The 11930-nt window shown below is 64.3% G+C and carries 15 protein-coding genes; 8 read left to right on the plus strand and 7 right to left on the minus strand.

From position 1 onward, the window contains the following. Positions 1-21: 21 nt before the first annotated feature. On the minus strand, positions 22-708 hold the full coding sequence (locus MJ643_RS02135; RefSeq protein ID WP_013973019.1) for a GNAT family N-acetyltransferase: 687 nt from the start codon (positions 706-708) through the stop codon (positions 22-24). 79 nt (positions 709-787) lie between these two features. Further along, complete coding sequence (gene argC / locus MJ643_RS02140) at positions 788-1729, minus strand: N-acetyl-gamma-glutamyl-phosphate reductase (protein ID WP_013973018.1); 942 nt, start codon at positions 1727-1729, stop codon at positions 788-790. Positions 1730-1837: 108 nt separating this feature from the next. Between argC and MJ643_RS02145 the strand changes: the two genes are divergently transcribed. After that, the gene (locus MJ643_RS02145; protein WP_247726589.1) at positions 1838-2719 is read left to right on the plus strand and encodes a LysR family transcriptional regulator; all 882 of its coding nucleotides are present in this window, start codon (positions 1838-1840) and stop codon (positions 2717-2719) included. Positions 2720-2742: 23 nt separating this feature from the next. Here MJ643_RS02145 and MJ643_RS02150 read toward each other — a convergent pair whose 3' ends face one another. Together MJ643_RS02150 and MJ643_RS02155 are read right to left on the minus strand one after the other, a co-directional pair. Continuing rightward, entirely contained in the window at positions 2743-2949 is a 207-nt protein-coding gene (locus MJ643_RS02150) for a 4-oxalocrotonate tautomerase family protein (protein WP_024087298.1), read from the minus strand. 17 nt (positions 2950-2966) lie between these two features. Further along, positions 2967-3701, minus strand: a complete 735-nt coding sequence (locus MJ643_RS02155; protein ID WP_024087297.1) for an SDR family oxidoreductase — start codon at positions 3699-3701, stop codon at positions 2967-2969. Between the two features lie 124 nt (positions 3702-3825). Here MJ643_RS02155 and MJ643_RS02160 point away from each other — a divergent pair, with 124 nt between their 5' ends. Further along, a complete protein-coding gene (locus tag MJ643_RS02160; RefSeq protein ID WP_208209120.1) occupies positions 3826-4734 on the plus strand; it encodes a LysR family transcriptional regulator in 909 nt (302 codons plus the stop codon). 106 nt (positions 4735-4840) lie between these two features. Further along, positions 4841-5113: a hypothetical protein gene (locus MJ643_RS02165; RefSeq protein WP_013973013.1), complete on the plus strand. Its 273-nt coding sequence runs from the start codon at positions 4841-4843 to the stop codon at positions 5111-5113. Between the two features lie 123 nt (positions 5114-5236). Here the strand turns inward: MJ643_RS02165 and MJ643_RS02170 are convergent, their stop codons facing one another. After that, positions 5237-5887, minus strand: coding sequence for a TIGR04211 family SH3 domain-containing protein (locus tag MJ643_RS02170; protein ID WP_013973012.1), 651 nt, complete (start codon positions 5885-5887; stop codon positions 5237-5239). Between the two features lie 206 nt (positions 5888-6093). On the opposite strand from MJ643_RS02170, the gene MJ643_RS02175 reads away from it, so the two are divergent. Then, on the plus strand, positions 6094-6573 hold the full coding sequence (locus tag MJ643_RS02175; RefSeq protein WP_003259234.1) for a VOC family protein: 480 nt from the start codon (positions 6094-6096) through the stop codon (positions 6571-6573). 65 nt (positions 6574-6638) lie between these two features. Here MJ643_RS02175 and MJ643_RS02180 read toward each other — a convergent pair whose 3' ends face one another. After that, the gene (locus MJ643_RS02180; protein WP_013973010.1) at positions 6639-8387 is read right to left on the minus strand and encodes a BCCT family transporter; all 1749 of its coding nucleotides are present in this window, start codon (positions 8385-8387) and stop codon (positions 6639-6641) included. A gap of 316 nt (positions 8388-8703) precedes the next feature. Here MJ643_RS02180 and MJ643_RS02185 point away from each other — a divergent pair, with 316 nt between their 5' ends. The 4 genes from MJ643_RS02185 (at position 8704) to MJ643_RS02200 (ending at position 10876) form a co-directional block, all read left to right on the plus strand. Next, complete coding sequence (locus tag MJ643_RS02185) at positions 8704-9021, plus strand: hypothetical protein (RefSeq protein ID WP_003259233.1); 318 nt, start codon at positions 8704-8706, stop codon at positions 9019-9021. A gap of 8 nt (positions 9022-9029) precedes the next feature. Further along, positions 9030-9230, plus strand: coding sequence for a DUF1289 domain-containing protein (locus tag MJ643_RS02190; RefSeq protein WP_013973009.1), 201 nt, complete (start codon positions 9030-9032; stop codon positions 9228-9230). Positions 9231-9279: 49 nt separating this feature from the next. Continuing rightward, positions 9280-9921 carry a LysE family translocator gene (locus tag MJ643_RS02195; protein ID WP_015270713.1) on the plus strand — a complete coding sequence of 214 codons (642 nt, stop codon included), beginning with the start codon at positions 9280-9282 and terminating at the stop codon, positions 9919-9921. A gap of 166 nt (positions 9922-10087) precedes the next feature. Then, a complete protein-coding gene (locus MJ643_RS02200) occupies positions 10088-10876 on the plus strand; it encodes a transporter substrate-binding domain-containing protein (RefSeq protein WP_024087296.1) in 789 nt (262 codons plus the stop codon). Between the two features lie 21 nt (positions 10877-10897). Here the strand turns inward: MJ643_RS02200 and MJ643_RS02205 are convergent, their stop codons facing one another. Then, positions 10898-11917 carry an XdhC family protein gene (locus MJ643_RS02205; RefSeq protein WP_013973006.1) on the minus strand — a complete coding sequence of 340 codons (1020 nt, stop codon included), beginning with the start codon at positions 11915-11917 and terminating at the stop codon, positions 10898-10900. Positions 11918-11930 lie beyond the last annotated feature (13 nt).

Below are 11930 nucleotides of genomic sequence, written 5' to 3' on the forward strand. Positions count from 1 at the left end.
AATCTCCCACAGGTCCTTGGGTCAATGCACGGTCTTGCGCTGCCGTACACACTCCTGGGCCTGAGCGGTCAGTTCGTCCAGCCGCTCATCCCGCATCTGTTCCGCTTCGATCATCGCATCCTCACCCTGCTGGTTGAGCAGGTAGGTATGGATCTGCATCACTTCCGCCGTCTGGTAGATCGGCGCAATATCCAGTCGCCCGATCAGCGCGCCGCTAGCCCGCCCGGTACTGCTCATCAGTACCTGCGGCCCATTGGCGGCCACCACCTGCATGCCCATCGCCTCGAACCACGGTACCTGGCTGGCAAAGGCATTCAGCTCGACGCAGGCATGGCGTGCCTGCAGGTCGCCCAGCAGGGCGCGGGCGATGCCTTGGCGTCGATGGCTGGCGCGCACGGCCAGGAACGCCAGGGCGCACGCCTGTTCATCGTCCTCGGCCGGCAGCGACAGGGCAAACCCCAGCAATTGGTCTGGCTCTTCGGCATCCAGCGCCAGGGTCAGCGCCACGGCCAGGCCGCGGGTACCGTCCAGTGCTTGCAGGTACTGGTGCACCTCCATGCCAACGCCGTACTGGTACAGCGGGTACAGCGGGTTGTCGGCGCTGATGGCGACACTGCTCAGTTCGCCGACGTGGTGGATCACCAGTTCGCGGATCTGGTTCTGGAAGGATTCAGGCGGCACGCTGTCGAGGCGGCTCAGGATGAACATCGGGGGGCGGGCTCCGGCGGGTAGATGGACGGCCCGCGCCATGCGGGCGCGGGCTGTACAGTCTAACCGTTTTTGCCGATCAGCCTTGTACCTGCAATGCACCGAGCATCAGGTCGAGGTTTTGCACCGCCGCACCGGAGGCACCTTTGCCGAGGTTGTCGAACACTGCGGTCAGCAGCACCTGGCCATGCTCAGGGTTGGCGTAAAGCGCCAGGCGCAGGTCGTTGCTGTCGTTCAACGCCTCGGGGTCGAGGTTCGGCGCTGCGCCGTGCTGGTGCAGGGGCATTAGCTGGACGTGGCGGGCACCCTGGTAGTGCTGCTGCAGGCAGGCCTGCAGCTGTTCGGCACTGACCTGGCCGGGCAGCAGGCGCAACTGCAGCGGGATGCTCAGCACGATGCCCTGGCGGTAGGCACCGTAACCGGGCATGAACATCGGCCGCGCCGACAGCCCGGCGTGCTGCTGGATTTCCGGCACATGCTTGTGCGCCAGTTCCAGGCCGTACAGTTGCAGGGCCGGGGTTTTGCCGGCGGCGGGCTGTTCATGCCGTTCGACTGCGGCGCGGCCACCACCGGAATAGCCGGAGATGGCGTGGATGTTCAGCGGGTAGTCCGCTGGCAGCAGGCCGGCCTTGACCAGTGGGCGCAACAGGGCGATGGCGCCGGTGGGGTAGCAGCCGGGGTTGCTGACGCGCTTGCTGTGCGCGATGCGCTCGGCTTGCTGCTCGTCGAGCTCCGGCAGGCCATAGACCCAGCCTGGGCTGGTGCGGTGCGCGGAGCTTGCGTCGATCACCCGCACTTGCGGGTTGTGGATCGCCGCCACGGCCTCGCGGGCGGCATCGTCGGGCAGGCACAGCAGGGCGATGTCGGCGCTGTTGATCGCTTCGCGGCGGCGTTGCGGGTCTTTGCGTTCGGCTTCGGGCAGGGTCAGCAGGCGCAGATCGCTGCGGCCTTGCAGCCGGGCATGGATCTGCAGGCCGGTGGTGCCTTGGTCACCGTCGATGAAGACAACAGGTGTGTGCATGGTCAAAGTCCGGTCGGGTAGGGATGGCCTATGCTCGCTTGTGGCTCTGGTAAAGAAAATTTGAATATGATGATCGATATATTCATCTTTTCTGAACGAGATTGGCCCATGCGCGAAATCAGCCTCGATCGCCTCCGCACCTTGGTGGTCATCTCCGACCTGGGCTCGTTTGCCGAAGCCGCCCGCCAGCTCAACCTGGCACCGCCCACCATCAGCCTGCACGTGGCCGAGCTGGAAGCGCGCATTGGCGCACCGTTGCTCACCCGCACCCGCGGCCAGGTGCGGCCCACGGTCATCGGCGAAACCCTGCTGGCCCGTGCCCGCCGCCTGCTGGCCGACGCCGACCTGGCGCTGGATGAAGTGCGCCGGCAGGTCGAGGGCCTGACCGGCCGGGTGCGCCTGGACGCCTCCACCGGTGCCATCGCCCACTTGCTGCCGCAGGCGCTGGAGCACCTGCGTACGGTGCACCCAGGGATCGATGTGCAGGTCCAGGTGCTGACCTCCCAGGCCTCGTTGGCGCGCCTGCGCGAAGGCACGCTGGATATCGGCCTGGTGGCCTTGCCACAGGTGGCCGGTAAGGGGCTTGCGGTTACGCCCTGGCGGCGCGACCCGATCCTGGCCTACGTGCCGGCCGACTGGCAGCCACCGGCCAAGGTTACGCCGGCCTGGCTGGCGCAGCGGGCGTTGATCCTCAACGACAGCAGCACCCAGCTTTCGCGGGTGACCGGCGAGTGGTTCGCGGCAGCGGGGTTGTACCCTGAGCCGCGAATCGAGCTGAACTACAACGATGCGATCAAGAGCCTGGTCGGGGCCGGGTATGGGGCGACATTGCTGCCGCAGGAGGGGGAGTCGGCCGAGCTGGACCGGCGCATTGCCCGCCGGCCGCTGCGGCCGGGGTTGTGGCGGCAACTGGGCATTGCCTGCCGGGAAGGGCAGGTGGAGCGGGCCACGGGGTATGTGTTGCAGGCGTTGGAGCGGTTGCGCCAGTAGGGGCCGCAAGGCGGCCCCTGGGGTCACCCTCGCTCTCGGGCCCGCACCACGGTCACTGTCTCCCCGCCAACCCCCCAGTTATCGGTCGGCACCTCCTCGATCACCACAAAGGTACTGGCCGGCGGCTTGCCCAGCACCTGCTCCAGCATGCGGGTCGTCTGTTCGATCAGTTGGCGCTTGTGCTCAGCACTGACGCCTTCATCGGTCACGCGAATATGGACATAAGGCATGGTTGCTCGCTCCTCTGTTAATGCCAGGTGCCAGCGGTGCTACCGCCATCCACCGGCAGGATAACGCCGCTGACGAAGCGTGAGTCGGCCAGGTACAACACTGCATCCACGACATCCTGTGGCAAGCCGGTGCGGCCACTGGGTGACAGCGCGCCCATGCCTTGTGTGTTGCCGCCATGCAGCGGTGTATCGATGATCCCCGGTGCCACCGCATTCACCTGCACGCCGCTGGCTGCCAGTTCAAGTGCCAGGCCTTTCACCGCCTGGTTCAGGCCACCCTTGACCAGTACCGGCAGCAGGGCCGGCACGCGGGTGTCCGGTTGCAAGGCAATGGAGGCGGTGATGGCGATGATCTGCCCATGCCCTTGCCTGGTCATGATCCGCGCCGCTTCCTGGGCCGGGTAGAAGAAGCCCTTGAGGTTGGTGCCGACCAAGGCGTCGACATCCGCTTCGCTGTACTCGGCAAACGGCTTGGCAATGAAGATGCCGGCGTTGTTGATCAGCAGGTCGACCCCGCCAAAGGCTTGCTCGGCGCTGGCGAACAGGCGCTGGGCCGTGCCCTGCTCGGCGATGTCGCCAGCCACGCCGATGAAGCGCGATGGGTTGCCGAGGCGGGCGGCGGCTTGCTCAAGGCGGGCCTGGCTGCGGGCGTTGCCGACCACGTTGTCGCCGCGTTCGAGGAAGGCCTCGGCCAGGGCGAAACCCAGGCCGCTCGAGGCCCCGGTAATAATGACGGTGCGTGGCGTGTTCATGTGCATGATCTCCAGTGAAGTGAGCCATGGGCTCGGTGTGAAGCCACTGTAGGTTGCAATCAGAACTTGAAAAATGAGGCGCTTGGCATTTCAATCGATACACCATGTAATCAATCGAGCCGACATGACCCGCCATTTCGATGACCTGCAACTGGGCAGCCTGGAACTGTTCTGCCTGGCAGCCGACAGCGGCAGCTTCACCGCTGCGGCCACGGAAGCCGGCGTTACCCCGGCGGCGGTCAGCCGCAGCGTGGCGCGCCTGGAAGAGCGCCTGGGTGTGCGCCTGTTCGTTCGCACCACCCGGCAGATGCGCCTGTCCTCAGCCGGCCAGGCCTATTACCAGCAATGCCGGCAGGCACTGGGGCAGTTGGTGGAGGCCGAGCGCCAGGTCACGGGCGGGCAGGTCGAGCCGAGCGGTCGGCTGCGTATCAGTGCACCCACGCCCTATGCTCATCACCGGCTGTTGCCGCTGCTGCCGCGGTTTCGCCAGCGCTACCCCAAGGTGCAGGTGGATGTGCATGTCAGCAACCGCAACGTCGACTTTGCCGAGGAACCGTTCGACCTGGCCATTCGTGGCCGCGAGCCGGCCGATTCGCGGCTGGTGGCGCGTCGCCTGGAAGATGCCGAACTGCTGGTGGTGGCCACGCCGGGCTACCTGGCCCGTGCCGGCACGCCACGAACACCGCACGACTTGCTGCAACATGAGTGCATCCAGTTCGAACTGCCCAGCAGTGGCCGCCGCCCGCCGTGGAGCTTCCTTCAGGATGGCCAGCAGGTGGAGATCGAAACCCAGGGTGGGTTCACCTGCCTGGGCGACTTCCTCGCCACCGCCACGCTGGTGCGCCACGGCGGCGGGCTGATGCAGGCTTACCGCTTTACCGTGCAGGACGCACTGGCCAGTGGCGAACTGGTGGAAGTGCTCGCCGAGTTTGGCGGCACTTCGCGGCCGTTCATGCTGATCTACCCCCAGGCCCGGCACATGCCGCTGCGGGTGCGGGTGTTCATCGATTTCCTGTTTGCCGAGGGGGCATAGCCCCCGGGCTGAGCCGAGGCGCCGGGGCGTATGGCCGACTATGCTGTTTGCTGCGTCGAGCCAGTGTCATCTCGACGACCCTTCAGGTTTTCCAGGAGAACGCTCCATGAAATCCACTAAATGCATACCTTTGCTGGTGATTGCCTCGGTCCTCAGTTTTGCCGCACACGCAGACCCGGCGAGCAACTGTGCGGCCAAGATCAAGGAGCTTGAGGATTTCGAAAAGGCCAGTGGCCAGGCAATGCATGGCGGCATGGCCCATGACTTCAAAGTCCACTTGCAAAATGCCAAGGATGCTCAGAGCAAGGGCGATATGACTCAGTGTCAGGCCTCGGCGGACCAAGCCAAGACTATCTACAACAAGGCACGTAGCAAGTAAGCCCTTGCTGGCCTCTTCGCGGGTAAACCCGCTCCTACAGTATCTCCAACAGGCTCAAGGCCAGCGTGGTTACTGTGGGAGCGGGTTTACCCGCGAAGAGGCCAGCGCAGGCTGGCGCCGTCTTCAGAACCAGCGATCGTTCTTCCTGCGCCCACGGGTCAGCGACGGCAGGATCAGCCCCGCCAGCAAGCCCGCGCCGGCAATGCTGCCGCCATACACCATGTAGCGCATCATCACCTGCTTGTTCTCGTCTCCCAGGCGGGCCTGGGTATCGCGCAGCTGCGACTGGCTCTGGTCGAGCTGTTCATTCAGCGCCTGGTTGCGCGCTTCCAGTTCGTCGATCAGCTTCTTGCGTGAATCGAGGGTTTCCTGCATGCCCTGCACGCGGTTCTTCCAGCTGTCGTCGATGTTCTTCAACTGCCCGGTCAGGTCCGCGACCTGGGCATCGAGCTGCGGCAGGCGCTCGCCCTGGCCTGGCACCGACTGCAGGTCGTTGCTGAGAATCCACACCACATCGCCGTTCTGCCCGCGCACCTGGCTGTAGTTGCCCTGGCTGCCGATCAGGGTCAGCTTCTGCCCGGACTTGAGCGTACCGACAATGCGGTGGCCATCGGTGGGGCCGCTGCGCACATAGGTGCTCAGGCTGTCGCTGACCCAGCGTGCATCGCTGGCAGGCTCTTCGGCGTGCACCGGTGCGGCAAGGGCCACCAGGGTGGCGATCAGGCCGCCGCGCAGGGCAGTGAGGGCGGAAGCAGTTGGGCGGGAATCGGGCATGTTGGGTCTTCGCTGAAACAGGACAAAAAGTAGGCCCGGTGACTGGGCCGATGAACCGGTCGGTGGGTTGACCGTCAGCGAAAGACCGTTTTTTTGTCAGCAGGTTCACTACCTGATGTCGGAAATGTCTGCAGGATGTTGCAGGACTTCAACCGGCGACTGTGAGACTAGACTCAAAGGCTCACACCCTTTCTTGGAACAAGACCATGACAGCCAAGAACACAATCTGCCTCTGGTACGACAACGACGCCGAGGAGGCCGCGAACTTTTACGCCAGCGTCTTCCCTGACACGGCAGTGATAGCGGTGCATCAGGCACCTGCTGATTATCCATCCGGGAAACAGGGTGACGTGATTACCGTGGAGTTCAGCGTCATGGGTATTCCCTGCGTGGGGCTCAACGGAGGCAAGGCCTTCACGCATTGCGAGGCGTTTTCATTCCAGGTCAGCACCGAGGACCAGGCCGAGACCGACCGCTTGTGGGATGCCATTGTCGGCAACGGCGGGGAGGCCAGTGTCTGCGGCTGGTGCAAGGATAAATGGGGGATTTCGTGGCAGATCACCCCGCGCATCCTCATCGAAGCCATCGGCCACCCCGACCGGGCGGCGGCCAAGCGGGCGTTTGATGCCATGATGCAGATGGGCAAGATCGATGTGGCCAGGATAGAGGCGGCGTTGAAGGGCTGATCACGGCAGTGAAGGCATCTTGATCGGGGGCTGCGCAGCAGCCCCGATTCCACAAAGTTGCCAGGTCAGTTGCCGGTCACTTCGGCCTCTGCCGACGCCGGCTTGGTCGAAGCCTTCTTCTCCTGCACCACGATGTAGAACTCTTCGCCATGCTTCACCGCGCCATACAGCACTGCCTTCTCGATCAGTTCGTTGCCGCGCAGGTGGCGCAGCATCATCGGGTCCTTGCGCAGGTCGCGGTACAGCGCCAGGCATAGCAGCACCATCACCACCACGAACGGCAGGGCCACGACGATGGTCAGGTTCTGCAGGCCGGTCAGTGCCTCGCCGGGGTCGCGTGGGTCACCGATTGCCAGCATGATCGCCGCCACCGTACCGGTCAGCGCGCCCCAGAAGATCACCGTACGGCGCGATGGCGTGGTGGTGCCGTGTTCCGACAGCGTGCCCATCACCAGCGAGGCTGCGTCGGCACCGGAGACGAAGAAGATACCCACCAGAACCATCACCAGCACTGATGTCGCCGAGGCCAGCGGGTAGCTGTCCAGCAACTGGTACAGCGCGTGGTTGCTGTTGACTGCACCATTGGCCAGCTGGAAGGCGCCTTCACGCAGGGCGTCGATACCCGCGCCGCCAAAGATGGTGAACCACACCAGGCTGACCAGGCTCGGTACCAGCAGCACCCCGGTAACGAACTGGCGGATGGTGCGGCCGCGGCTGATGCGGGCGATGAACATGCCCACGAACGGCGTCCAGGAAATCCACCAGGCCCAGTAGAACACGGTCCAGCCGGCCAGCCAGTTGTTCATCTGTTCACCGCCGCTGGCGTTGGTACGGGCCATCATTTCCGGCAGCATCTTGACGTAGATGCCGATCGAGGTTGGCAGCAGGTTGAGCATCAGCAGGGTCGGGCCAACCATGAACACGAACACCGCCAGCACCAGCGCCAGCACCATGTTGGTGTTGGACAGCCACTGGATGCCCTTGCCGATGCCCGACACCGCCGAGGTAACGAAGGCAATGGTCAGCAGGGTGATGATCGAGATGTAGAACAGCTTGCCGGGGCTTTCGATCCAGCCGTTGTATTCCAGGCCACCGGCAATCTGCAGCGCGCCCAGGCCCAGCGAGGCCGCCGAGCCGAACAGCGTGGCGAAGATCGCCATCATGTCGATCAGGCGGCCGAGCGGGCCGTTGGCATGCTTGCCGATCAACGGCCGGAAGGCGGCGGAAATCAGCTGCGAGCGGCCGCGGCGGAAGGTGCCATAGGCAATCACCAGGCCGACGATGGCGTACATGGCCCAGGGGTGCAAGGTCCAGTGGAACAACGTCGTGGCCATGGCCACCTGCATCGCTTCGCTGGACTGCCCGGTGGCCGTCCCTGGTGGTGGCGATACATAGTGCGACAGCGGTTCGGCAACGCCGAAGAACATCAGGCCAATGCCCATGCCGGCGCTGAACATCATCGCCACCCACGACACCGTACGGAATTCTGGCTGTTCGCCATCACGGCCCAGCGGGACCCGGCCGTAACGGCTGGCCGCCAACCACAGCACGAACACCACGAACAGCGTGGAGGTAAGCACGAAGAACCAGCCGAAGTTGAGAATGACCCAGGATTGCGCGCTGGAGGCGCTGCTGGCGAGGCTTGCCTGGTTGAGGAAGCCCCAGAGGACGAAAGCGATGGCCAGGAAGCTGGTGAAACCAAAGACGATCCAGTCGAGCTTGCCCTCGAAACGCCGGTCCTGGCGTGCTTCCGCGGTTTTCGAGGGATCCGTCACGCCAAGGTCGAGCGTTTCGGTGATGTGTTCCTTTGCCATGAATGATGAGGCCCCTTTCTGGCTTACCGGCTGGTGCAGGCTTGTAGTTTTGTGTGGGCTACCGAGTTCGATGACTGCCTCGGCGGGGAGATTGCTGGCGGGATTATCCTGCGCACTAAACGGCGGCTCCTGTCCCGATAACGCCCCGGGACGTCCATTACGCGACCTGCCAGATACTTTTAGTTCTGGGGGCGATGGCCCTTTCTGCCTCGGGTTCTGGTACCCTGTGGGCATTACCCAGGCCTGCACATCCGGGCATCGTAGAAGCGCTGCCGCTTGTGGGCCTGGCCGTACCAGGAAACGGAGATTCGTCCAGATGGCCACTGACCGTGTGAGCCTGATTCATTTCGATAAATTGAGCATGAGCCCTGCCGCTGCCGATCGGTTCCAGAAAGCCCTCGACGCGCTGGAAGCGCTCAAGCTGCAGGACCGTTACGTGTATCTCATCGCTCCTTATCTGGGTGATATCGCTGACGCCTCCGACCGTGAGCAACTGGCCACCGCCCTGGAACAGGGCTTGCGCGTGGTCGACGAGCTGCTGGCTGCCAGGTCGGTCACCAAGGTCAAGGCCGAAGAAGTACGCCAGGTGTTCCACGCTGCCGCCGAGCGCGCGCAGGCTGAAATGCCCGGCTGAGTGGCGGCATGGCCAAAGACATCGACAACCCCTGCGTCTCGCTGTGCCAGCTCAATAGCGAGCTGTGCGTGAGCTGCGGGCGCAGCCGTGACGAAATTCGCAAATGGCGGAGCATGAAGCGCCCCGAGAAGATGGCCACCGTGCAGCGGGCGGCAACGCGGATGAAGGCTATCGCCAAGAAGGCGGCCAAGCGGCAGAATGGCGACTGAACCTGCGCACCCTGTGCGCAATTTTCCTGATTGTCTGACGAGCCTGAAAATGGATTCTCACTCGCTGTTTGCCTTTACCCTGGTCGCTGCCATCGCGATCGCCAGCCCCGGCCCTGCCACCCTGATGGCCATCAACAACAGCCTTGCCCATGGCCAGCGCAGCGCGATCTGGTCGTCGCTGGGCAATGGCTCGGGCCTGTTCTGCCTGTCGGCAGCCGCCATGCTGGGGCTGGGCGCGCTGCTGGCCAGTTCCGAAATGCTGTTCAACGCCGTGAAGATCCTGGGGGCGGGCTACCTGTTCTATTTGGGCGCGCGGCAATTGCTGAAAAAGAGCCCGATGCTGGCGCAGGGCGACGCAGAGGGTGTGGCCAAGGTTCGGCCCACGCCGCTGAAGCTATACAAGTCGGCCTTCCTCACGGCAGTGACCAACCCCAAGGCGACCATGTTCTTCACCGCGCTGTTCCCGCAGTTCATCGACCAGGGGGCGGCGCTGTTGCCGCAGTTCCTGATCCTGACCGGGATATTCGTAGCGTTGTCGCTGGTTTCGCTGAGCCTGTATGCCGCACTGGCGGCGCGGGCCAAGGGCGTGCTGACCCGGCCGTCCCTGTCGCGCTGGGTGAGCCGGGTGGTGGGCACTACCTTTATCGGTTTTGGCGCGGCAATCCTGGCGATGCGCCGGCAGGGGGCCTGAAGTACGAGGGGCGCTCCATCTGGCCGATAAAAGGCCAACCTGATGGCCATACATGGTCCAGACTGTCTGCAGCACGCACAGATGGGTGCTGCAGTCGACCACAGGACGTGGCAACCATTGGCCACCGCTCCGGGTCTGCGGATGTCACATGTGCCGAGGGTTGTCGATGATCGAGCGCTGCTTTCGCCACGCCTTGTTGCTGTTGCCGTGCCTGCTGCTGCCGCTGGCGGCGGTAGCGCATGAGGAATGCCGGCGGCTGACTGCCACCGGCAACCCGGAATACCCCCCCTACCTGTGGCGCGACCCGCAAAACCCCCAGCAACTGATCGGTGCCAATGCCGACCTGCTCAAGTACCTGGGCAAACAACTGGGGCTGGAAATCGAGGTGGTCTACGGCGGGCCGTGGTCGCGCGCCCAGGAAGAAGTGCGCACGGGCCGGATCGACCTGATGGCCGGGTACTTCCTGACCAAGACCCGTCAGCAGCAGATGGACTTCATTACCCCGGCATTCCTGTATACCCCAAGTGTTATCTGGGTGCGCCAGGACAATACCTTTGCCTACCAGCAATGGGCCGACCTGAAGGGCCGCAAAGGCGGCACGCTGGTCAACAACAGCCACGGCCAGCAGTTCGACGACTACGCCAGAACCAACCTCACCCTCGAAGCGGTACCCGGTGCCAGGCAGGCATTCGAGAAGTTGATGCACAAGCGCAGCGATTACGTGGTGTACGAGCAGTATCCCGGCTTGGCGCTGGCACGCACCTTGGGGATTGCCGACAATTTACAGGTGCTGGAACCACCGGTATCCAGCGAAGGGCTGTACCTGGCGCTTTCGCATGACTCGCCCTGCAATCAGCCGAAGCTGCGTGAGGCACTGACAAGGGAGATGGAAAAGATCGTTGCCGGGGCGTTGCCGGAGCAACTGGTGCAGCAAAACCTGGAGCGTTGGCAATAAATAGCAGCCTGGCATGCGCTCCTACAGGGCTCGGGCCAACTGCTCGGCTTCCTTGGCCCGGATCACGCTGACTGCGCTGGGCAGGGTGACATCGTTCTTCGCCGCTAGGATCTCGGCCATGACGCTGACGGCAATCTCGGCTGGGGTCTTGCTACCGATATAAATGCCGATAGGGCCGTGCAGGCGCTGCAACGACGCTTCGCTTTCGCCAAAGTGTTCGATCAGCCGCTCGCGGCGCAGCTGGCTGTTGCGCCGTGAGCCGATGGCACCGATATAAAACGCCGGGCTGTGCAACGCTTCGAGCAGGGCCAGGTCGTCCAGCTTGGGGTCGTGGCTGACAGCGACGATGGCGCTGCGCAGGTCCGGGGCGAAGGCGCGGACGACGTCGTCCGGCATGCCGGCAAGGTGGTTGACGCCGGCAACGTTCCAGCCTGCTGTGTACTCGGGGCGCGGGTCGCACAGTGAAACGCTGAAGCCATTGAACAGGGCCATGGTCGCCAGGTATTCGGCCAGCGCGCCGGCACCGATCAGCAGCAGGCGGTAGCCGGGGCCCAGAGTGCTGAGCATGTGCCGGCCATCGAAGCTGAACAGTTCGGGCGTGGTGGTGGCGCTGAGGCTGGCTTTGCCGCTGTGCAGGTCGAGCCCACGCCGTACCAGGTTGCCGCCGTCGAGGCCGGCGAGCAATTGTTCGAGGTGTGGCAGCGACGGGGAGAATTCCAGCACCAGTTCGAGGGTGCCGCCACAGGGCAGGCCGAAGCGGTGGGCCTCGTCGGCGCTGACGCCATAGCGCACCACCTGGGGCAGGCCGCCGGGCATGCCGGGGCCGCCGTAGGCGCTGGTGTAGCGGTGAATGAGGTCGTCCTCGATGCAGCCGCCAGAGACACTGCCAACCACACGGCCGTCGCTGCGCAGGGCCATCATCGAGCCGACCGGGCGGGGGGAGGAGCCCCAGGTGCGGGCGACCGTGGCGAGCAGGGTGCGGTGGCCGGCGGCGAGCCAGTCACGGGTGGTGCGCAGGACCAGCAGGTCGATGCTTTCCATGGGTACTCCGGTA

Origin of the sequence: Pseudomonas sp. PNPG3 (assembly GCF_023093815.1) — a bacterium.
GTDB classification, from domain to species: Bacteria; Pseudomonadota; Gammaproteobacteria; order Pseudomonadales; family Pseudomonadaceae; genus Aquipseudomonas; species Aquipseudomonas asiatica.